Source organism: Pandoraea eparura, from assembly GCF_902459725.1.
Lineage (GTDB): Bacteria > Pseudomonadota > Gammaproteobacteria > Burkholderiales > Burkholderiaceae > Pandoraea > Pandoraea eparura.
Genome location: NZ_CABPSH010000002.1, coordinates 235,277 through 254,436 on the forward strand (window position 1 = coordinate 235,277; position 19,160 = coordinate 254,436).

18 protein-coding genes and 1 pseudogene are annotated in these 19,160 nt (G+C 63.7%); 16 read left to right on the forward strand and 3 right to left on the reverse strand.

The genetic code is table 11. From position 1 onward, the window contains the following. Positions 1-68 precede the first annotated feature (68 nt). The 5 genes from PEP31012_RS05170 to PEP31012_RS05190 all read left to right on the forward strand — a co-directional run bounded on the left by PEP31012_RS05170 (position 69) and on the right by PEP31012_RS05190 (position 5,403). Positions 69-953, forward strand: coding sequence for a LysR family transcriptional regulator (locus tag PEP31012_RS05170; RefSeq protein WP_150588798.1), 885 nt, complete (start codon positions 69-71; stop codon positions 951-953). Positions 954-1,264: 311 nt separating this feature from the next. Next, the gene (locus PEP31012_RS05175) at positions 1,265-2,137 is read left to right on the forward strand and encodes an AraC family transcriptional regulator (RefSeq protein WP_150588799.1); all 873 of its coding nucleotides are present in this window, start codon (positions 1,265-1,267) and stop codon (positions 2,135-2,137) included. A 135-nt stretch (positions 2,138-2,272) separates the two neighbouring features. After that, the gene (locus PEP31012_RS05180) at positions 2,273-3,985 is read left to right on the forward strand and encodes a SulP family inorganic anion transporter (protein ID WP_150588280.1); all 1,713 of its coding nucleotides are present in this window, start codon (positions 2,273-2,275) and stop codon (positions 3,983-3,985) included. Positions 3,986-4,330: 345 nt separating this feature from the next. Then, complete coding sequence (locus tag PEP31012_RS05185; protein ID WP_246171152.1) at positions 4,331-4,705, forward strand: LysR substrate-binding domain-containing protein; 375 nt, start codon at positions 4,331-4,333, stop codon at positions 4,703-4,705. Positions 4,706-4,989: 284 nt separating this feature from the next. Next, positions 4,990-5,403, forward strand: coding sequence for a VOC family protein (locus PEP31012_RS05190; protein ID WP_150588281.1), 414 nt, complete (start codon positions 4,990-4,992; stop codon positions 5,401-5,403). Positions 5,404-5,778: 375 nt separating this feature from the next. Here the strand turns inward: PEP31012_RS05190 and PEP31012_RS05195 are convergent, their stop codons facing one another. Beyond that, positions 5,779-6,762, reverse strand: a complete 984-nt coding sequence (locus PEP31012_RS05195) for a LysR substrate-binding domain-containing protein (RefSeq protein ID WP_150588282.1) — start codon at positions 6,760-6,762, stop codon at positions 5,779-5,781. Positions 6,763-6,951: 189 nt separating this feature from the next. Here PEP31012_RS05195 and PEP31012_RS05200 point away from each other — a divergent pair, with 189 nt between their 5' ends. Both PEP31012_RS05200 and PEP31012_RS05205 read left to right on the forward strand, forming a co-directional pair. Next, positions 6,952-8,292 carry an MFS transporter gene (locus PEP31012_RS05200; RefSeq protein ID WP_150588283.1) on the forward strand — a complete coding sequence of 447 codons (1,341 nt, stop codon included), beginning with the start codon at positions 6,952-6,954 and terminating at the stop codon, positions 8,290-8,292. A gap of 34 nt (positions 8,293-8,326) precedes the next feature. Then, positions 8,327-9,892, forward strand: a complete 1,566-nt coding sequence (locus PEP31012_RS05205; RefSeq protein WP_150588284.1) for a sulfatase-like hydrolase/transferase — start codon at positions 8,327-8,329, stop codon at positions 9,890-9,892. 184 nt (positions 9,893-10,076) lie between these two features. On the opposite strand, the gene PEP31012_RS05215 is transcribed toward PEP31012_RS05205, so the two are convergent. Further along, entirely contained in the window at positions 10,077-10,979 is a 903-nt protein-coding gene (locus tag PEP31012_RS05215; protein WP_150588285.1) for a LysR substrate-binding domain-containing protein, read from the reverse strand. Positions 10,980-11,129: 150 nt separating this feature from the next. On the opposite strand from PEP31012_RS05215, the gene mdcA reads away from it, so the two are divergent. From mdcA to mdcH, 9 genes are all read left to right on the forward strand, one after another. Continuing rightward, positions 11,130-12,791 carry a malonate decarboxylase subunit alpha gene (mdcA, locus tag PEP31012_RS05220; RefSeq protein ID WP_150588286.1) on the forward strand — a complete coding sequence of 554 codons (1,662 nt, stop codon included), beginning with the start codon at positions 11,130-11,132 and terminating at the stop codon, positions 12,789-12,791. Then, on the forward strand, positions 12,791-13,699 hold the full coding sequence (locus PEP31012_RS05225; RefSeq protein ID WP_150588287.1) for a triphosphoribosyl-dephospho-CoA synthase: 909 nt from the start codon (positions 12,791-12,793) through the stop codon (positions 13,697-13,699). Before mdcA ends, PEP31012_RS05225 begins: the two co-directional genes overlap by 1 nt. Before the next feature lie 11 nt (positions 13,700-13,710). After that, positions 13,711-14,013: a malonate decarboxylase subunit delta gene (locus PEP31012_RS05230; RefSeq protein ID WP_150588288.1), complete on the forward strand. Its 303-nt coding sequence runs from the start codon at positions 13,711-13,713 to the stop codon at positions 14,011-14,013. A gap of 12 nt (positions 14,014-14,025) precedes the next feature. After that, entirely contained in the window at positions 14,026-14,883 is an 858-nt protein-coding gene (locus PEP31012_RS05235; protein WP_150588289.1) for a biotin-independent malonate decarboxylase subunit beta, read from the forward strand. Then, the gene (mdcE, locus tag PEP31012_RS05240; RefSeq protein ID WP_150588290.1) at positions 14,880-15,701 is read left to right on the forward strand and encodes a biotin-independent malonate decarboxylase subunit gamma; all 822 of its coding nucleotides are present in this window, start codon (positions 14,880-14,882) and stop codon (positions 15,699-15,701) included. Before PEP31012_RS05235 ends, mdcE begins: the two co-directional genes overlap by 4 nt. Positions 15,702-15,887: 186 nt before the next feature. Beyond that, positions 15,888-16,286: a malonate transporter subunit MadL gene (gene madL, locus PEP31012_RS05245; RefSeq protein WP_150588291.1), complete on the forward strand. Its 399-nt coding sequence runs from the start codon at positions 15,888-15,890 to the stop codon at positions 16,284-16,286. Between the two features lie 13 nt (positions 16,287-16,299). Next, positions 16,300-17,064, forward strand: coding sequence for a malonate transporter subunit MadM (gene madM / locus PEP31012_RS05250; protein WP_150588292.1), 765 nt, complete (start codon positions 16,300-16,302; stop codon positions 17,062-17,064). Continuing rightward, a complete protein-coding gene (locus PEP31012_RS05255; protein ID WP_174978125.1) occupies positions 17,061-17,720 on the forward strand; it encodes a malonate decarboxylase holo-ACP synthase in 660 nt (219 codons plus the stop codon). The genes madM and PEP31012_RS05255 overlap by 4 nt, the downstream gene beginning before the upstream one ends. Then, entirely contained in the window at positions 17,717-18,655 is a 939-nt protein-coding gene (mdcH, locus tag PEP31012_RS05260; RefSeq protein WP_150588293.1) for a malonate decarboxylase subunit epsilon, read from the forward strand. Before PEP31012_RS05255 ends, mdcH begins: the two co-directional genes overlap by 4 nt. Before the next feature lie 152 nt (positions 18,656-18,807). Here mdcH and PEP31012_RS05265 read toward each other — a convergent pair. Continuing rightward, positions 18,808-19,152 (reverse strand): annotated as a pseudogene (locus PEP31012_RS05265) (drug/metabolite transporter permease); the annotation flags it as partial. Positions 19,153-19,160: the final 8 nt, after the last annotated feature.

Sequence of the window (19,160 nt, forward strand, 5' to 3'; positions counted from 1 at the left end):
ACAGTTAGAATAGAGAAAGTTGAATTTCACAACGTGATCATTCATTGTTCCTGAATCTGGACGCCGACATGCGAGAGATCAGCCTGGACCGCTTGCGCACCCTGGTTGCCATTGCCGATCGCGGCTCATTTGCGGACGCGGCACGCGCATTGCACTTGGCACCACCAACGGTCAGCCTCCACATCGCTGAACTTGAAGAGCGCATTGGAGCGCCTCTTCTGTCGCGAAAGCGCGGACACGTCAGGCCGTCGGCGATAGGCGAGGTGCTGGTGGAGCGCGCGCGTCGCTTGCTGGCCGATGCGGAGCAGGCGTTGGCGGATATTCAACGCCAGGTGCAGGGACTCGAAGGGCGCGTGCGGATCGGGGCTTCGACTGGCGCGATCGCGCACCTGTTACCGCAAGCGCTTGAGGTGCTGCGCCAGCACCATCCCGCCATCGACATTCAGGTGGCCGTGCTCACGTCACGGGAAACGTTGACCGGACTGGTGGATGGGACGCTGGACGTCGGGCTCGTCGCGCTGCCTCAGCCGCCCGTGGCGGGACTCGTGATCACGCCTTGGCGGCGCGATCCTGTGATGGCGTTTGTGCCGGCACATTGGCAGTGCCCCGCCCGCGTCACGCCCGCATGGCTCGCTGGCCAACCGCTCATTCTCAACGACGCGACAACGCGTCTTTCACAGCTGAGCGCGGAGTGGTTCGCGACCGGAGGGCATCAACCGGTGCCTCGTATTGAGCTTAACTACAACGACGCGATCAAGAGTCTGGTCGCGGCAGGATACGGCGCCGCGCTGTTACCCCATGAGGCGACTGCGCCACTACCCGACAAGCGTGTTGTCATGCGCCCTCTGCGGCCTGCGTTGTGGCGTCGGCTAGGCATTGCCCATCGCGCGGGGCACATCGAGCGCTCCACGCAACACGTACTCGATGTGTTGCGCGATCTGCGAATGGCATAGGCGTTGCGCTGCATGCTTCACACATCGACACAACATTAACGAGGCATTCAAGCGATCGACGGACTAACGAGCGTTACCGGCCATAAACAGTCGTTGGGCGCTCCGGCCCAGATTGTTGGCAACTCAGCTCACTTTCGCGCTAGCCTCTCAAACGGGGATTCGGAACGGGGCACGTGGCGCCTGCGCAAGGCTGGCTGGACGAGCAGCGCCCTTATCTGACCTGCCGTCTGGAGATTGAGCAAGCGCGGCTAGGCACGGTGATTCGACCATAAGCGACCATGCGCATGTCGCACAACCCAAATATCCAGGCCATGCAAGATCATGTTGATGCCATTCGCACTTACACCAAGCGCCTCAATGCCGTACTCACCCACATCGAAATGAACCTTGAGGGCGACCTCTCGGTGGAAGCGCTAAGTCGCATTGCGAACTTCTCGAAGTTCCATTTTCATCGGCAATTTGCTGCCTTTGTGGGGCTACCAGTCGCGCGCTACGTTCAACTGATGCGATTGCGGCGAGCTGCGCACCGCCTGGCTTCGCGTGAGTCCTGCACGGTGCTCGATGCTGCGTTCGACGCGGGCTTTGACAGCCCCGAGGCATTCAGTCGGGCATTCAAGCGCGCGTTCGGCACACCGCCGAGCGCCTTTCGACAGCATCCGAACTGGCATATCTGGAGTGCGACGTTTGTCGTTCCCTATCTTTCGAGGAAACTCACCATGCAGATACAAATTGTCGATTTTTCCGAAACTCGCGTCGCCGCGCTTCAACACCGCGGACCTACCGGGCTTGTCAACGAAAGCGTGCGTAAGTTCGTCGAGTGGCGAAAGCAAAGTGGGCAATCTCCAGTCGCATCGAGCAGAACTTTTGGTATTCCGTGGCATAACCCGGACACGACGCCGGCGGATGCATTTCGCTTCGACATCTGTGGAGAAATCACCGAGCCGGTCGCGTCGAACCACTATGGGATCCGCGAGCTTGTCATTCCGGGCGGTCGATGTGCAGTGATTCGGCATACCGGATCGACCGACCATGTCGGCGAGACAATCTACCCGATCTATCGCGACTGGCTTCCTACGAGCGGTGAGGAACTGCGGGATCATCCATTGTTCTTTCACTACCTGAGCGTCTTTCCGGAAACGCCACATGACCAATGGCAAACCAATATCTACATTCCTCTGGTGTGACGGGAAAGATCTGCCGCGGCGACCTTGCGGTCGCTGCGGTTTGGTCGGTTGCCGAAAAATCCGGCGATAATGGCTCGTCAGCGTGTGACGCCTTGACGGTTATCAACCGCCGCATATTCGATAACGCCCCTCGATATGACTATCGATACCGGCCATGCCGCCGCCGTACAGCTTCAGAAGCCATCCACCTATACGAGTTCGGTCGAGCCGCCTCCCCCGCGACGGGTTCGTATCGGGCGTGACGCACTGGCCGGCGTTTCGATAGCCGGACTCTTGCTGCCCGAAGCCATTGCGTATGCGAATATCGCTGGACTGCCCCCGCAGGCGGGCCTGGTTGCATTGCTCACAGGGCTTGTCGTCTACGCGCTAGCGGGTAGTAGCCGGTTCGCGATCGTGTCGGGAACCTCCTCATCAGCGGCCGTGCTTGCCGCCACCGTGGGGGCAAGCGCCGGAGGCATCGGTGCGCAATTCGCATACGCCGCCGCCCTCGTTGCGGCGACGGGCATCCTTTTCCTGCTGGCTGGCGCGGCACGTCTGGGCGCCATGTCGGACTTTGTCTCGAAGCCGGTCTTGCGAGGTTTTGCGTTCGGCCTGGCGCTGACCATTGCCATCAAGCAACTGCCGACCATACTCGGTGTGCAATCGCATTACACCGGTACGCTGCGAATCGCCTTCGATCTTGCGCATCAAGCGCCAAGTTGGAATTTCTATAGCGCGGCACTGGGGGTGGCTGCACTGGCCATCCTTTTCGGGCTGGGCCGAAGTGCTCGCATACCGGCGACGCTGGCTGTGATCGTGCTCGGTATTGCATTGGGGTACGGGATCGACTGGCACGCGCATGGCATTGGCACTGTTGGCGTGATCAATTTTCACGACATGACTATCGGCCTGCCCATGTTTGACCGCTCGCAGTGGCTGCAAACGGCAGAACTCGCGTTTGCGCTGATGCTGATTCTATATGCGGAATCGTACGGGTCGATCCGCAGCTTCGCGCTGAAGCATGGTGATGTCGTGTCGGCAAACCGAGACCTCATGGCGCTCGGCTGTGCAAACCTTGTCTCCGGATTTCTGCACGGGATGCCGGTGGGAGCAGGCTACTCGGCGACTTCGGCCAATGAAGCCGCCGGTGCGCAAACCCGACTCGCCGGGTTATGTGCCGCCGCGGTCATCGCGCTGATCGTCCTGATGCTGTTACCGCAGCTGTCTCGTACGCCTGAACCGGTGCTCGCCGCGATCGTCATTTATGCCGTCAGTCACTCACTGCACCCGGACATGTTCAAGCCGTACTGGACGTGGCGACGTGACAGACTGGTCGTGACAGCGGCGCTGCTTGCCGTGCTCGTGTTCGGCATACTCCACGGGTTGCTGGTCGCCATCGGGGTGAGCCTGCTTCTCGCACTGCGCAACTTGTCGGAGCCGGCGGTCTCGGTGCTCGGTCGCCTGAGAGATAGCCACGATTTCGTCGACATCTCTGCACACACGGATGCAACACCCATTCCCGGCATCACGATCGTGCGGCCGGAGGTACCGCTCTTCTTTGCCAATGCCGAACCCGTGCTCAGTAAAGTGCGTTTCATGCTGCGGGAGCAGTCGACGCCGGTGCAGACCGTGATGCTGAGTCTCGAAGAAACGCCCGATGTCGATAGCTCAGTGATCGAAGCACTGCGCATCTTCTCTGCTGAATTGGCGTCGCGTGGACAGCGGCTGCTCCTGGTGCGGCTCAAACCGCGCGCGCTGGCCGTGCTTGAGCGAGCCTCTGACGAGACGCTGCCGCGTAGCGCACTGTGGGAGTTGAGCGTCGATAAATGCGTGCAGTCGATTGCGGCGGAAACGAACGCGAAGGGCTGACGAAATCGCTGGAGACGCCGCTCGCAAACGGCACCGCTTACCGTAAGAAGAATGAAGGAACGATCACGACCTTCCCAGCCGCGCGTCAGGACGGTAGCATCTGCTATTCCCGCCACCTCGCGGCTCCGCGCCTCCCACTCGCCGCCTATTCGCCTCCTATGCCAGATCCCCGAGCGGCCTGCGCCGCCTACAGCGAATCCGCCCCTATGCTGCAGAGCGCCGGCGCACAGCTCGACGACTTGCTGCTCTTCACCTACGTGATCGATGCCGGTGGATTCAGCGCCGCCGAGCGGCAGACCGGCATCGCCAAGTCGCGGCTGTCCCGCCGGGTGGCGACACTCGAGCGTGATCCACCTCCATACCTCCGTGCTGATCTCCGAGACCACGCTCCCGCCGATCCTGGCCGAGTTTGCGCGCGCGCACCCGGGCGTGCAGGTACAGTTGACGCTCTCGAATCGCTTTGTCGACCTGGCCGAGGAGCGACTGGACCTGGTCATCCGCGAACTCGCGCTGCGCGGCGCCGGCATGGCACAGTTGCCGGCCTATCTTTGCCAGGACGCTATCGATGACGGCACACTGGTGCCCGTGCTGCAAGCCGTGCGCTCGCGTCCGGCCACGCTGTACGCCATGTACCCGAGCCGGCGCGGCATGACGTCGGCCGTGCGTGTGTTCCTCGAGTTGGTGCGCGCACGGTGGCCGTCCAATCCGGCCACCGCCTGACCCCTTGCGTCCGGCGGGACCGTTCCAGTTCCGCAACGCCTCGTTGCAAACCGCCGGCTTCCCGCCACCGGGGCGAGCCGATAAGGTTCTCCGCATCGACGGGGCGCGTGCGGCAGGGACGTGCAATGCAAGTACGGCACGCTGATCCGGTCACGGCAGAGGCCGAAAGCGGTCTCGTCGAACACCGTCTTTCACCGTTAGTCAGTAAGATGCCATGGCAATCTCTTCGTGGCCCACATCAACAACCGACGTTCATATATCGCTCAACTACAGGAAGCCAGATCATGAACAAGCAGATTTTCATCAACCTGCCCGTGACCGACCTGCCGCGATCCAAGGCCTTCTACGAGGCCATTGGCGCGGTCAACAACCCCGCGTTCACCGATGAAACCGCGGCATGCATGGTGATCTCCGAGGCGATCTACGCCATGCTGCTCACCCACGACAAATGGCGCCAGTTCACGGGCAAGCGAATCGTCGACGCGCATGCGGAGGCACAGGTATTACTGTGTCTGTCAGCGGGCGGACGGGAAGAGGTGTCTGAACTCGTGCAGAAGGCGACCGACGCCGGCGGCAAGGCGGACCCCACACCTGTCCAGGATTTCGGCTTCATGTTCGGACGCAGCTTCGAAGATCCGGACGGCCATATCTGGGAGGTGATGTGGATGGACCCGGCAGCCATTCCGCCGCACGGTTAAGGGGCTGACGACTCGCCCGCCGAGCCCTCACGCGGGCGCATCTTCCAGCGTCGCCTGGCATTGCTCCAGACAAGCCATGTCATTCCTCCGTCGCCCGACATCAACGCCAGACTCGGTGGGAATTCAGGTGGGCACGGTGGCCTATGGCCTTTCCTAGATGGGTGAGGAAGGCTCGTCGGCCAGAATGCCTCATTTGTGTACGCCGTCAGCCGTATTCTCGGGCGTCAGACGCTCTCGGTGAATTCAACCGTCCGTTCGCACTGCTGCGGAAGGAAAAGTCAGGCATCGCCGCTGGAGGATGCAACCCTTCATCCGCTAGCCACCTCCTCGATCGCCCCCCTGTCCGGCTACACAAGAGCCCCCTAATACCCCCCCTTAAACCCGCGCCACCTTCGCCGCCTCACTAAGGCAGGCGCGAAACAACGCGGTGGCTGGCGTGTCGTCGGCATCGGCGCGCCATGTGGTGCTGACCGGGCCGAGCGCGGCACCGAGGCTCAGTGGCAGAATCTTCAGCACGCCGCCCTCCTCGTGATGCCGCGCCAGCGAGCGCGGCAGCAGACCCAGCACCGGATACGACTGCAGCATGCCCACGTTGGCGTCGATCACCACCGACTCGATGGTGTTGATCGGCGTACCCACGCCATGCGCCTCCAGCACCGACAGCAGATGCCGGTGCATTGGCGCACCGGCACTCGGCACGATCCACGCCAACCCAGCCAGGTCCGCCCACTTGATGCGCTTGCGGGATGCCAGCGGGTGCGTGCGCGCCACTACGATGACTGTCGGGTCATCGAACAACGGCTCACTGGTGAATTCCGGCGCGGACAGTCCCCGCGCGAGTCGCCCAACAATCATATCGAGCTGGCCCGCGCGCAGCGCCGGCACGAGCTGATCCAGCGTGCCTTCGTGCAGGCACACCGTAGCCGTCGGCGAACGCTGCTTGAACAGCGCCACGGCCGCCGGAATCAGGATCGGCGCGGCCACCGACAGCACCCCCACCTCGACGCGGCCGCCGATGCCACTGGTCATCGCGTGCAGCTCCTCACTGGCACGCTGTGCGTGCAGCAACAATTCGCGCGCATGGCGGATCAGGCACTCTCCGTAGGCTGTAGGCCGGATGCGACGGCCATCGCGCTCGAACAGCGGCACACCAATACCTTTCTCCATCTCGTTGACCATCTTCGAGACGGCCGGCTGCGTCACGTGCAGCGCCTCGGCGACCTTGCCGACCGTCTGGCGATCGGCGAGTGCCACGAGCAATTGCAAATGCCGCAGCTTCAACTGGCGCGAAAAATACCCGTCAATCGCACTGCGTTCGAGCGACGCGCCAGACGATGCACCGGAAGTTGCGGAAGCCATCGATTCATAACCTTGAATTTATGAGTTGGAGGCAATATCTCATTGGACGGTAACGAAGTAAATCCACACAATCGTGATGGCCTGCCACACGGACAGCCCTGAGCGCTCTAGTGGCGGGGACAACAACACAAATACGAGACATGGCAGCCGCCCGCCCCGGAGCTCGGCCGCCGCCAGGAGGATTTCGCGATGCCAACCACGTCCGCCCTGCCCCGCGCCAACCGCCGGGCGATCGTCGCCGCCACCATCGGTAACGCATTCGAGTGGTACGACTTCATCGTCTTTGGTTTCCTGTCGGTAATCATCGCGCGGCAGTTCTTTCCATCGTCGAACCCGACGGTATCGATGCTGCTGACCACCGCGACCTTCGGCAGTGCGTTTCTGATGCGGCCGATCGGCGGCATTCTGCTGGGCATCTACGCCGACCGTGCCGGGCGCAAAGCCGCGCTGTCACTGGTGATCCTGTTGATGACGGTGTCCTCGGCCATGATGGCGCTCACCCCCGGATACGCGACGATCGGCATTGCCGCACCGATCATCGTGGTGCTGGCGCGACTGCTGCAAGGGCTGTCTGCCGGGGGCGAGTTCGGCAGCGCCACAGCAATGCTGATCGAGTACGCGCCGGCTCACCGGCGCGGCTTCTACGGAAGCTGGCAAAACTTCGGCCAGTTCGTCGCAGCCGTGACGGCCGCGTTGATGGGCGCCCTGGTTACGCGCGGGCTGAGCCAGAGCACACTCGATGCATGGGGTTGGCGTGTGCCGTTCCTGTTCGGCATGCTGATCGGTCCGGTCGGGTTCTATATCCGCACCCGGCTGCACGAAGTGGTGCCGGCCTTTGAGGACGCCGGCGACGGCGCGCGCGCCACCACGTCAGGCAAGGCTTCATCGATGCTCGCTACGGTCTGGCGCGAGCACCAGGCAGCGCTGTGGATCGCATTCGGGCTGGTCGTCGCCAGCTCTGTCGCCCAATATGTGCTGAATGTGTACCTGCCGGTCTATTCGGTGACTCAACTGAAGCTGCCGGTGTCCGCACCGTTCATCGTGCTGATGGTCACCGGCACGCTACGCATGATCCTGATTCCGCTGTTCGGATTGCTGTCTGATCGCATCGGGCGCAAACCGGTGATGGGTACCTCGATGGCACTGTACGTGCTGACCATCTATCCCCTGTTCCTTTGGCTCGTCGCTGGGCCGAGCTTGCCGCGACTGCTCGGGGTGGAGGTCGTGTTCGCCGTGTTGATGGCAGCCGCGCTGGGTCCCGCGTCGACCGCGCTGGCCGAATTGTTCCCCGCGCAGGTGCGGGCCACAGGCCTGTCGATTTCCTACAATCTGGCCACCACGCTGTTCGGCGGCTTCTCGCCGTTTCTCGTCACCTGGCTGATCAGCGCAACCGGCGACAAGATGATGCCGGCGTACTTCGTGACGGCGGCCATGATCGTCGGTCTCGTCGCGTTGTGGCCGATGCCCGATATGACGCGCCGCGCGGTCGGTGTACGGCTCGGCACCAGCAATGGCTCACCGTTACGCTGAACGTCGCCTCTTCATTTCAATTCGGATACCTACGATGTCGTCGATCCGCAATGTGCTTTTCGTGATGTGTGACCAACTGCGGGCGGACCATCTCTCGTGCTACGGGCATCCCTATCTGGCCACGCCCAATATCGACGGTCTCGCCCGGCGTGGCGTGAAATTCGAGCGCGCGTTCGTGCAGTCGGGGGTTTGTGGTCCGTCGCGAATGTCGTTCTACACGGGGCGCTATGTCGCCAGCCATGGCGCGACGTGGAACCGCGTACCACTATCGATCGACGAAATCACCCTAGGGGAATACCTCTGCGCGCGCGACATGAAGCTGGCGCTGGTTGGCAAGACGCACATGATGCCGGACAACCACGGCCTGAAGCGGCTGCATTTGGACGGCGGCAATGCGCTTGGTGCGTTGCTGCGCGAGGGGCATTTCACGTTGGTCGACCGCTACGATGGCCATCACGCCGAACCCGCCGGCGGCTACGCCGAATACCTTCGCCGACAAGGCTACGCCAGCGACGATCCGTGGTCAGACTTTGTGATCTCCGCCGAAGATGCGCAGGGTCGCATCGTCAGCGGCTGGCACATGCGCAATGCGCACCTGCCCGCGCGCGTGCGCGAAGCCGACTCCGAAACGGCCTATACCACCGACCAGGCGATCCGTTTCATCGAGCGCCAGGGCGATACTCCATGGGCAATGCATCTGTCGTATGTAAAGCCACACTGGCCGTACATGGCCCCAGCGCCGTACCACAGCAAATACTCCCTCGACCAATGCCTGCCCGTGCGGCGCGCCGAGCGTGAGCGCGAGGCGCCACATCCGGTAACGAGTGCCTACTTCCAGCAGGAGGAATGTGCCAATTTCATGCGCGACGAGGTCATCGCCAAGGTGCGGCCCGCTTATCAGGGCCTGATAAGCCAGCTCGACGATCATCTCGGACGACTGTGGGAAACCCTGGACAGGCTTGGGCGGTGGAAGGACACACTCATCGTCTTCACCGCCGACCACGGCGACTTCCTCGGCGATCACTGGCTTGGCGAGAAGGAATTGTTCTACGACACCGTGCAGCGCGTGCCGTATATCGTCTACGATCCGTCCCCCGAGGCCGACGCCACGCGCGGTCATAGCGATGCACGCTTCGTCGAGGCCATCGACACCGTGCCGACAGTGCTGGACGCGCTCGGCATGCCTGTTCCCGATCACCGCGTTGAAGGTCGCTCGCTGCTTGCGCTGACGCGAAACGACGCAGCGCAAACGCCCTGGCGAGATGCCGTCTTCTCCGAGCTTGACTACGCCTATCGGCAGGCACGCCAGATCCTCGGCCGCCGCCCCGACGCTTGCCGCGGCTGGATGGTGCGCACGGACGCGTGGAAATACATTCACTGGGACGGCTTCGCGCCGCAGCTATTTGACCTGCGCAACGATCCCGATGAATTCGTCGACCTCGGTACCGACCCGGCGTTTGACAACGTGCGACAAGCCATGCGCGAGCGCTTGCTGACCTGGTCCCTCGGCCTGCGCAATCGCACCACCGTAACGCATGACGACGTCGAACGCGGCACGCATCAGTACAAGAAGGCTGGGGTGTTCTATGGGGTGTGGTGAAAGGCCAAGACAACAGACAAGCACTCGACCAATAGACTCACAGGATGCATTCGCAGCGCCCGAGCGCATCGGGTTCGTCCGACGACTGGAGCCGATTGCGGTGCGGTGGCGGCGTATCGTTGATCCAGTGCGTCGCGATCGAATGCCTTCAACCGCACCAATATATCGAGCGGCGTCCTGACGCCTACGCCCTGAGCATGCGACACTCCGCGCTCAGGGCCAGCAAATTCGGATCGCGCTCACGGTTTTTCGGCAGCACCAGAACGATATTCTGGCTGCGCGCATAGCGCTCGGCGAGCGGAATCAACTGCACCTTCGGACTGAAATCCGCCACGCGTCGCGGCAGCAGCGCGTACCCGATGCCGCCGCTCACGAGATTGATCAGCGAAAAGATATCGCCCACCTGCATCGCAATGTCCGGCGCGAATCCCGCGAGATCGAAGGCCGATCTGAAATCGTGATACGTCGCGAATTCGTCGCCGAGCGACACGAACTTCTCATGACGCACGGCCCTGAGGTCGATGGCCGTCTCTTTCGCATACGGCGAGCCCAGCGGCGCCGCGAAGAGAATGTCGTCCTCGAACATGGGCACGACCAACAGGTCCGGACTCTTTGGCGGCGCCCCCAGAGCAATCACGATCGCATCGAGCAAACCGTCATCGAGCTTCGACAGCAGATCGCGATTCGACCCGAGCGTGAGATCGATATCCAACGCGGGTCGGCGCATTTTCAACCCGACCAGCAATCGCGGGATCGTCCCAACCGTCATCGAGTACAGCCCGCCGATCTTGAGTCGTGTCGACGTGAATCCGGCCGCCTCGCGCGTACGCTGCACACCGGTCTCGCACTCGCTCAGCATGCGCGCCGCATGCTCGGAGAACACGTACGCGGTTGCCAACGGAATCAGCTTTCGACCGTCCTTCTTGAACAGCGGACACCGGAGGCCAGCCTCCAGCGAGTGGAGCGCACGGTGCACGCTCACCGTGCTCTGCCCCAGCACTTCCGACACCCGGGCCATATTCCCCAGCGCCATGAACGCCTGGAACACCTCCAGCTTCTTCAGGGTGATGCCGTCGTCAATTGCCATGCTCGCGCCTCGCTTCGTTTCGGTACGTTCGCTTCGAACCACCCAATTATTACTCTGAAGCTAATAAAACGACACCTAAGTTGATTGAAACGAAGGGTTTTGACGCATACGTTAGAGGCTACTGACGACTCAATGGCTGGAGCCTCCGACATGCAAGAGATGCCCACAATCCCGGCGAAATGGCGTCGCCGGCGCGACGAAAAGGCGCGCCGCCTCACGGCCGCCCGCCGCATTGCCAGTGGCAAGGTGATCGAGACCGGCGACATCGTGGCCGCCCTGCAAGCGCTGATCGCACCGGGCGACCGCGTGGTGCTCGAAGGCAACAATCAGAAGCAGGCGGATTTCCTCTCGCGCTCGCTGGTGCAAGTCGATCCGGGCGTCGTGCATGACCTGCACATGATCATGCCCAGCGTTGGTCGCGCAGAACACCTCGATCTCTTCGAAGCTGGCATCGCCCGGAAGCTGGACTTCTCCTTTGCCGGGCCGCAGAGCCTGCGCATCAGTCAGTTGCTTGCCGACGGACAGTTGGAGGTCGGCGCAATCCACACCTACATCGAACTGTACGCGCGGCTTGTCGTGGACCTGATCCCGAACGTTGTCCTCGTGGCGGGCTTCAAGGCCGACCGCGCCGGCAACATCTACACCGGCCCCAGCACCGAAGACACACCGGCGCTCGTGGAGCCCGCGGCATTCTCCGACGGCATCGTGATCGTTCAGGTCAACGAGATCGTCGACGACGTGACCGACCTGCCGCGCGTCGACATTCCGGCGTCGTGGGTCGATTTCGTTGTCGTGGCCGACAAGCCGTTCTTCATCGAGCCGCTGTTCACGCGCGATCCCCGGCTGGTCAAACCCGTGCACGTCCTGATGGCGATGATGGCCATTCGCGGCATCTACGAACGTCACAACGTTCAGTCGCTCAACCACGGCATCGGCTTCAACACCGCGGCCATCGAACTCATTCTGCCGACCTACGGCGAGCGCCTCGGACTGAAAGGCAAGATCTGCCGGAACTGGACGCTCAATCCCCACCCGACGCTGATCCCCGCCATCGAGACGGGATGGGTCGAAAGCGTGCATTGCTTCGGCACAGAGCTTGGCATGGAGCGCTATGTGGCCGCGCGCCCGGACGTTTTCTTCACCGGCCGCGACGGGTCGCTTCGTTCCAACCGGATGCTCTGCCAACTGGCAGGACAGTACGCCGTCGATCTGTTTATCGGCGCCACGCTGCAAGTCGATGGCGACGGGCACTCGTCCACGGTGACGCGCGGCCGGTTGGCCGGCTTTGGCGGCGCACCGAACATGGGGCACGACCCGCGCGGGCGTCGTCACGCCACGCCGGCCTGGCTCGACATGACGCAGCCGGACACCCTGCTCGAGCGCGGCAAGAAGCTCGTCGTCCAGATGGTGGAGACGTTCCAGGAAGGCGGCAAGCCGACGTTCGTCGAAACGCTCGACGCCGTCTCAGTTGCCAAACAAAGCGGCATGCCGCTCGCTCCCGTGATGATCTACGGCGACGACGTGACCCACCTGCTGACCGAGGACGGCATCGCCTACCTCTACAAGGCACGCTCGCTGGAAGAGCGGCGCGCCATGATCTCGGCGGTCGCCGGCGTCACCGCGATCGGGCTGAAGCACGACCCGGCCAAGACGGCGAAGATGCGCAGCGACGGCCTCATCGCCTTGCCGGAAGATCTGGGCATTCGCCGCACGGATGCGAGCCGCGAGTTGCTCGCCGCCAAGAGCATCGGCGAGCTGGTGGAGTGGTCGGGCGGACTCTACGAACCGCCCGCGCGCTTTCGGAGCTGGTAATGGACAAGACCCTGATTCGACGGATCGAGTCGCCGTCCCAGCCGATCGAACTGGCGACGACACTCGCCACGCTCGTCGAGTCTGCACTGATCGACGAGGTGACGCTGTCCCCCAAGCCGGGCCTCGTCGACGTTCGCGGCTGCGGCGCGCATCACGATCTCACGTGGGGTTTGATGGTGCAGTCCGCCAATGTCTTGCGGCCGACGTTCGAGGCCATGGCCAAGGCGGGCGTGTTGATCGACAACCCGATGCGCCTGCGCGAACAGATCGGCCGTCTAGGACGCCTCGGAGAAGCCGCAATGCTCGCGGCGACCGGTGGCGTGAACACCCACCGCGGCGCCATCTGGGCACTGGGCCTCTTGATCACGGCCGCGGCGCAAGCGCCCAACGCCCGGAGCGCCAATGCCGTCGCGCGTCGCGCCGGAACGCTCGCGCGCCTGCCCGACCGCTTTGCCCCGTGCGCCACAGGACACAAGGGCGAACGCGCCTGCCTCGACTATGGCGTGGGCGGTGCGCGAGGTCAGGCATGGGCAGGCTTTCCGCACGTGACGAAGGTCGCGCTGCCCGCACTCAGGCGCGCCCGCGCGGCAGGCATGCGCGAGGATCATGCCCGCATCGACGCCCTGCTCGCCGTGATGGCCACGCTCGACGACACCTGCGTGCTGGCGCGCGGCGGTCCCGACGCCCTGCAGGCGATGCAGGCCGGGGCCGGCGCCGTGCGCGCGAGTGGTGGCCTGTCGACCTCGGACGGCCGACGCCAATTTCGAAAGCTCGAGTCCGACATGCTGGCTCGGCACATCTCGCCGGGCGGAGCCGCCGACATGCTGGCCGCCGCCCTGTTCCTCGACCGGCTGCCCGCAAAAGGGTCGCCGTCGCGGCTTAACGAATCACCGTTTCTGAGTCTTTAGGAAGCCCGTTCATGGAAAGACTTCAATTTCATTTCTCAGGCGGCGCACCGAGCGCAGGCCGAACCTGCGTCGGTGTCGTCGGCTCGGGCGACCTGGAAGTGCTGCTGACTCCCGACGAGCCAGGGCGCATCGATGTCGAAGTCACGACCTCGGTCAATGGCATGTCCGCGATCTGGCAAGCGCAGCTCGAGCGCATCTTCGCATCGCATGCCTGGCCTGCGCTGCACGTGGAAATCAACGATTTCGGCGCGACCCCGGCTGTCGTTCGCCTTCGCCTCGAGCAAGCGCGCGAAGCCCTCGAATCCACTCGGTAAGGGCCCATCGAGATGACGAATACTCCGATACAACGAGACAGTTTCATCGAACGCGACGCGCGCCGTCGCGCCCTCGCTCTGCTCGACCCCGGCACGTTCCGCGAACTCGTCGATCCGTTCGAACGATTGTCCTCGCCGTGGCTGCCCCGACAAGGCATCGTCGCGCAGGCGGACGACGGCGTCGTTGTTGCTCGCGGCACGCTCGACTCGCAACCGGCGGTCGTCCTCGCCATCGAGGGCGCGTTTCAGGGCGGAAGCATGGGGGAAGTCTCCGGCGCGAAAATCGCAGGCGCCCTCGAGCTTGCCGCCGAAGACAACCGCCGGGGTATCCCGACGCGCGCCGTCATCGTCTTCGAAACTGGAGGCGTGCGCCTGCAGGAAGCCAATCTCGGCCTCGCCGCCATCGCGGAAATTCATGCGGCCATTCATGAACTCAGAACGTTCGGACCCGTCATCGGCATCTCCGCCGGGGTGGTCGGCTGCTTCGGCGGCATGAGCATCGCCGCCGGCATGTGCAGCCATCTGCTGGTCACGCGGGAAGCCCGGCTTGGCCTGAACGGACCGTCCGTCATCGAGCAGGAGGCCGGCATCGAGGAATACGACTCGCGCGATCGACCGTTTATCTGGGGCCTGACGGGCGGGGAACAGCGCCAGGCGACAGGACTTGTCGACGCCTGCCTCGACGACGACACCACGGCGATTCGCGCACAGGTGCTTGCATGGCTGCGCGCCGACGCCCGCACGCCGCAGCGCAGCGAACAAATCGAGTACTACCTTGAGCGGCTGATGCACGTCGATGTGACGAACCAGCCCTCGCCCGAAGACGTGCGCGTGCTTTACGCGCCCGCCCGCGCAGGAGACCCCTCATGAGCCTTTCCGAACACGCCTCACGAGGCGCTGTGTGGTTACACGCATTGACATCCGACGCAGCGCGCCGCACCGACACCGATGACTACGGCAGCACGTTGCAGGTCGTGGACGCCTCGCTGGCCGACGCTTCCGCACGCTTCATCGCCGTGGTTCCGGACGCGAACAACCGCTTTCCCCGTGCACGACATGGCGAAGTCGGACTGATCGAAGGATGGCAACTGGCGCGCGCCGTGCGGGACGTGATCGCACGCGACCGGGACACCGAGCGCAAATGCGCCATCGTCGCCATCGTCGATGTGGCGAGCCAAGCCTACGGACGCCGCGAAGAGGCCTTCGGCATCCATCTCGCCCTGGCGGCGGCGGCCGACGCCTATGCCGCGGCGCGTCTGGCCGGTCACCCGGTGATCGGCCTGATCGTCGGGCGAGCGATGTCGGGCGCGTTTCTCGCGCATGGCTATCAGGCGAATCGTCTGATCGCGCTCGACGACGCGGGGGTGATGGTCCACGCCATGGGGAAGGCCGCCGCCGCGCGCATCACGCAGCGCTCGGTCGATGACCTCGAAGCGCTGGCCGAGACCATTCCCCCGATGGCCTACGACATTGCCAACTTCGCGTCGCTGGGCCTTCTCTGGCGTCTGCTGAAGGTCGGCTCCGCCCAACATCCCGATCCCCAGGATGTCGGCGAAGTTCGCGACGTACTGGTGCAAGCGATGGCGGATATCCGGACCGATCCGTCGCGCGGGCTCTCCAGCCGGCTCGGCGCCCCTTCGCGACAGGCGTCCTCAACCGTTCGCGAGCGACTGAAGGCACTTTGGTAGCTCACCCCTGACCGCCCGGCGCATGTGCCGGGCCAACTCACCGACTCACCGCCGCGCGCCTGGAGAGCGATTGCCGGCCCGGATGTCGGATATCCGCTTCACGTTTCGCCCTTAACCCCGACGACTCGTCGCTTGCCATAACACCAGAAAAGACGATTCGTCGTTGCTTCCCCCAGGAGACAGCAAGTGATTATTTACGGTACGACCCTACTCGCGATCTGCCATCTCGCCGGCATCTTCCTTGGCGATCTGCTCGGCCAGGCGATCGGCGTGAAAGCCAATGTCGGCGGCGTTGGCATTGCCATGCTGCTATTGATCTTCGCTCGGCTCTATCTACACCGGCGCGGCCTCATGCCGGCGGCGACCGAAGCCGGCGTTTCTTTCTGGGGTGCGATGTACATCCCCGTCGTGGTCGCCATGGCGACACAGCAAGATGTCGTCACCGCCTTGCGCGGCGGGCCGGTCGCGCTGCTTGCCGCCGTCGGTGCCGTGCTCGTCTGCGGCGTCGCCATCGCGCTGATCAACCGAACGGGCAACGCGCAGCCGCTACCGCCGTTGTCCGAAGCGGCACAAAGCAACGCTTGAGAGGATATCCGTCATGCTATCCATGTTCGAGAAGGTCTTGCATCACAACGGGTTGGTCACCGCCTTCGCCCTCATCGGCATCATCATGGGGCTTTCCATGTGGTTGTCGCGACGGCTGACGTTCGGTCGCGTGCACGGCTCGGCCATCGCCATCATGATCGGCCTTGTACTGGCCTATTGGGGTGGGTTGGCCTCCGGGGGACAAAAGGGGCTCGCGGACGTCTCGCTGTTCAGTGGTATCGGGCTGATGGGCGGTGCGATGCTGCGCGACTTCGCGATCGTTGCCACCGCGTTCGAGGTGCAGGTGTCGGAAGCCCGCAAGGCCGGTCTGATTGGCGTTGTGTCGCTGTTGCTCGGCACCGTGCTGCCCTTCATCGTCGGGGCAACACTGGCTCATGCGTTCGGCTACACCGACGCCGTGAGCATGACCACCATCGGCGCCGGTGCGGTGACCTACATCGTCGGCCCGGTGACGGGTGCCGCGATCGGCGCCAGTTCCGACGTCATGGCCCTGTCGATTGCCGCAGGGCTCATCAAGGCCATCATCGTCATGGTCGGCACACCGTTTGCCGCGCGTCTGCTGGCGCTGGACAACCCGCGCGCCGCCATGGTGTTCGGCGGCCTGGCTGGCACCGTGAGCGGTGTGTCGGCGGGCCTCGCGGCCACCGATCGCCGACTCGTGCCCTACGGCGCGCTCGTTGCAACCTTCCATACGGGCTTGGGATGTCTGCTTGGACCGTCGGTCTTGTTTCTTGCGACGAAGGCCATTGTGCAATGACGTCTGACAGCGCGGCGCAACGTTCACCGCTGCGGCCCCACGATCTTCTCTGGTGTGACGATGTTGCGCTCCCGGAGGGGATGGCGGTGCCCGGGTGGGTGAGGGGTGCGCTGGCCACCGGTGCGCCGGCCGTCGTGCGACGGGCGCCGCTCGCGCAACCCGACCTTGTACCGGTCGGGTTGCGCGGGACGTCTCGAGACCAGCGCGTCGCGGCTCACGTGCCGCGCCGATCGGTGCGCCGCATCGTCTCGCCGGAATCGCTGCTCGAACACGTCGCGCGGATTGCGCCCACGACACCACTGCCTTGCTTGCGCGCGCTGCGTGATCTCGCCCCGGCCCTCAATGCGCTGGGATTGCATTGGGGACCGACCGGCGGTGTCGGTTTTACGCTGGCCAGCGGTTTGCCGGCCCTGCATCCGCAAAGCGATCTCGACCTTCTCATCCGCCTGCCGTTTCCGCCCTCCGACGCGCAATGCGACGCGCTCGCATGGATCGCGCGCGACAGAACCTGCCGCATCGACATCCAGATCGATACCGGGCGCGGCGGCTTCTCGCTGCGCGAATGGCTGCGCTCGCCGCCTCGCACGCTTGTGAAAACCGACGGAGGTCCGACGCTGGTTGTCGATCCTTGGGGCGACCTCGGAGATGCGGCATGAGCGTTCTGTTCACCTATCCCGGCCAGGGGGCACAGCGCGCTGGCATGTTGGGGGCATTGCCCGACACGCCGGAGGTCCAATCGACGCTGGCCGAAGCGCGCGATGCGCTCGGCATCGATCCGATGGTGCTTTGCAGTGCCGAGTCGCTTCGCTCAACAACCGCCGTCCAGTTGAGTCTGCTGATCGCGGGCGTCGCGATGACACGTGCGCTCGCCGCGCAAGGGGCGACACCGGACTTGGTGGCGGGCCACTCGATAGGGGCGTGGACGGCAGCGGTCGCGGCAGGGGTGCTGGAGTTCAGGGACGCGCTGGGTCTCGTCCACTTGCGGGGCCGCTTGATGGAGACGGCCTATCCAAGCGGCTACGGCATGACGGTGATTACCGGATTATCGGCGGTGACAGTGGCGGACATTGTGCAGACGGTGCACGCCGATGACTCGCCGGCCTATGTCGCGAATCTGAATGCCGAACATCAGGTCGTGGTCGCGGGCAACGATGCGGCGCTGAGTCTTGTGCAGGAGCGAGCCACGAAGGCCGGTGCCTCACAGGCGACTCGTCTGGCAATGACGGTGCCGTCGCATTGCGCGTTGCTCACGGCCCAGGCGAGCACGCTGGCAGAAGCCACGGCGAAGGTTCGCTTCCAGCGGCCAAAGATGACCTACGTCAGTTGCTGCCGGGCCCGCGCGCTTTTTCGCCCCGACGACATTGCAGACGATCTCGCCTGGAACATGGCCCGGCAGGTCAATTGGTACGACACCGCTCGTCATGCGTATGAACGAGGGGCGCGGCTCGCCGTGGAAATGCCGACGGGCGGCGTTCTGACCCGGTTGACACGGCCGGTATTCGGGCACGACTTCGCCATCGACAGCGCCAATGACCAGGTAAGTTCGGTCGTCTCGCGCATCCTTCGATATCGGCGTACGGATCGCGCCTGAACGCGAACCGCTCCCGCGGGCATTACCGGCCATTGGGATACGCGCTTCGTTGTTCGACACGTACCGTTGACGACCGCTCACTCCCTCACTTCAACCGCCTTCGACGTCAAGCCTGCCTACCGTCGCGATCGCGTTGCCGTCCAGCAAAGTAAGATGATGGCCGCGATCAGCGTGAACGTCGGCCACAGATAGTTGACCATGCCGACTTCGATCGCCTGCTGCGCGTTGTTCGCATTGCCGATCGACAGCGACAGGCAAAACTCATAGGCCACGAACAGCAGACTGCCCAAATACCGACATCGCTTCGGGAACGTCTTGAGTTGCGGGAAGCCGACGGAGAACAGCAGGAACACCGAGGCCACCGTGTACATCATCGCCGCACCGCCGGTCGGCCCGAAGCTCTCGCTCACGCCGCGAATCAGCGCGACGGTCGAACTTCACAACACCACGGCCACCAATCCAATGAGCGTCGCCCGGTGCTTGCGCTTGCTATCCATGCTTCCTG

What these genes read in the sequence shown, in the direction of transcription:
- PEP31012_RS05170 (WP_150588798.1), top strand. Translation starts at nt 69, where the DNA reads ATGCGAGAGATCAGCCTGGACCGCTTGCGCACCCTGGTTGCCATTGCC.
- PEP31012_RS05175 (WP_150588799.1), top strand. Translation starts at nt 1,265, where the DNA reads ATGCAAGATCATGTTGATGCCATTCGCACTTACACCAAGCGCCTCAAT.
- PEP31012_RS05180 (WP_150588280.1), top strand. Translation starts at nt 2,273, where the DNA reads ATGACTATCGATACCGGCCATGCCGCCGCCGTACAGCTTCAGAAGCCA.
- PEP31012_RS05190 (WP_150588281.1), top strand. Translation starts at nt 4,990, where the DNA reads ATGAACAAGCAGATTTTCATCAACCTGCCCGTGACCGACCTGCCGCGA.
- PEP31012_RS05195 (WP_150588282.1), bottom strand. Translation starts at nt 6,762, where the DNA reads ATGGCTTCCGCAACTTCCGGTGCATCGTCTGGCGCGTCGCTCGAACGC.
- PEP31012_RS05200 (WP_150588283.1), top strand. Translation starts at nt 6,952, where the DNA reads ATGCCAACCACGTCCGCCCTGCCCCGCGCCAACCGCCGGGCGATCGTC.
- PEP31012_RS05205 (WP_150588284.1), top strand. Translation starts at nt 8,327, where the DNA reads ATGTCGTCGATCCGCAATGTGCTTTTCGTGATGTGTGACCAACTGCGG.
- PEP31012_RS05215 (WP_150588285.1), bottom strand. Translation starts at nt 10,979, where the DNA reads ATGGCAATTGACGACGGCATCACCCTGAAGAAGCTGGAGGTGTTCCAG.
- mdcA (WP_150588286.1), top strand. Translation starts at nt 11,130, where the DNA reads ATGCAAGAGATGCCCACAATCCCGGCGAAATGGCGTCGCCGGCGCGAC.
- PEP31012_RS05225 (WP_150588287.1), top strand. Translation starts at nt 12,791, where the DNA reads ATGGACAAGACCCTGATTCGACGGATCGAGTCGCCGTCCCAGCCGATC.
- PEP31012_RS05230 (WP_150588288.1), top strand. Translation starts at nt 13,711, where the DNA reads ATGGAAAGACTTCAATTTCATTTCTCAGGCGGCGCACCGAGCGCAGGC.
- PEP31012_RS05235 (WP_150588289.1), top strand. Translation starts at nt 14,026, where the DNA reads ATGACGAATACTCCGATACAACGAGACAGTTTCATCGAACGCGACGCG.
- mdcE (WP_150588290.1), top strand. Translation starts at nt 14,880, where the DNA reads ATGAGCCTTTCCGAACACGCCTCACGAGGCGCTGTGTGGTTACACGCA.
- madM (WP_150588292.1), top strand. Translation starts at nt 16,300, where the DNA reads ATGCTATCCATGTTCGAGAAGGTCTTGCATCACAACGGGTTGGTCACC.
- PEP31012_RS05255 (WP_174978125.1), top strand. Translation starts at nt 17,061, where the DNA reads ATGACGTCTGACAGCGCGGCGCAACGTTCACCGCTGCGGCCCCACGAT.
- mdcH (WP_150588293.1), top strand. Translation starts at nt 17,717, where the DNA reads ATGAGCGTTCTGTTCACCTATCCCGGCCAGGGGGCACAGCGCGCTGGC.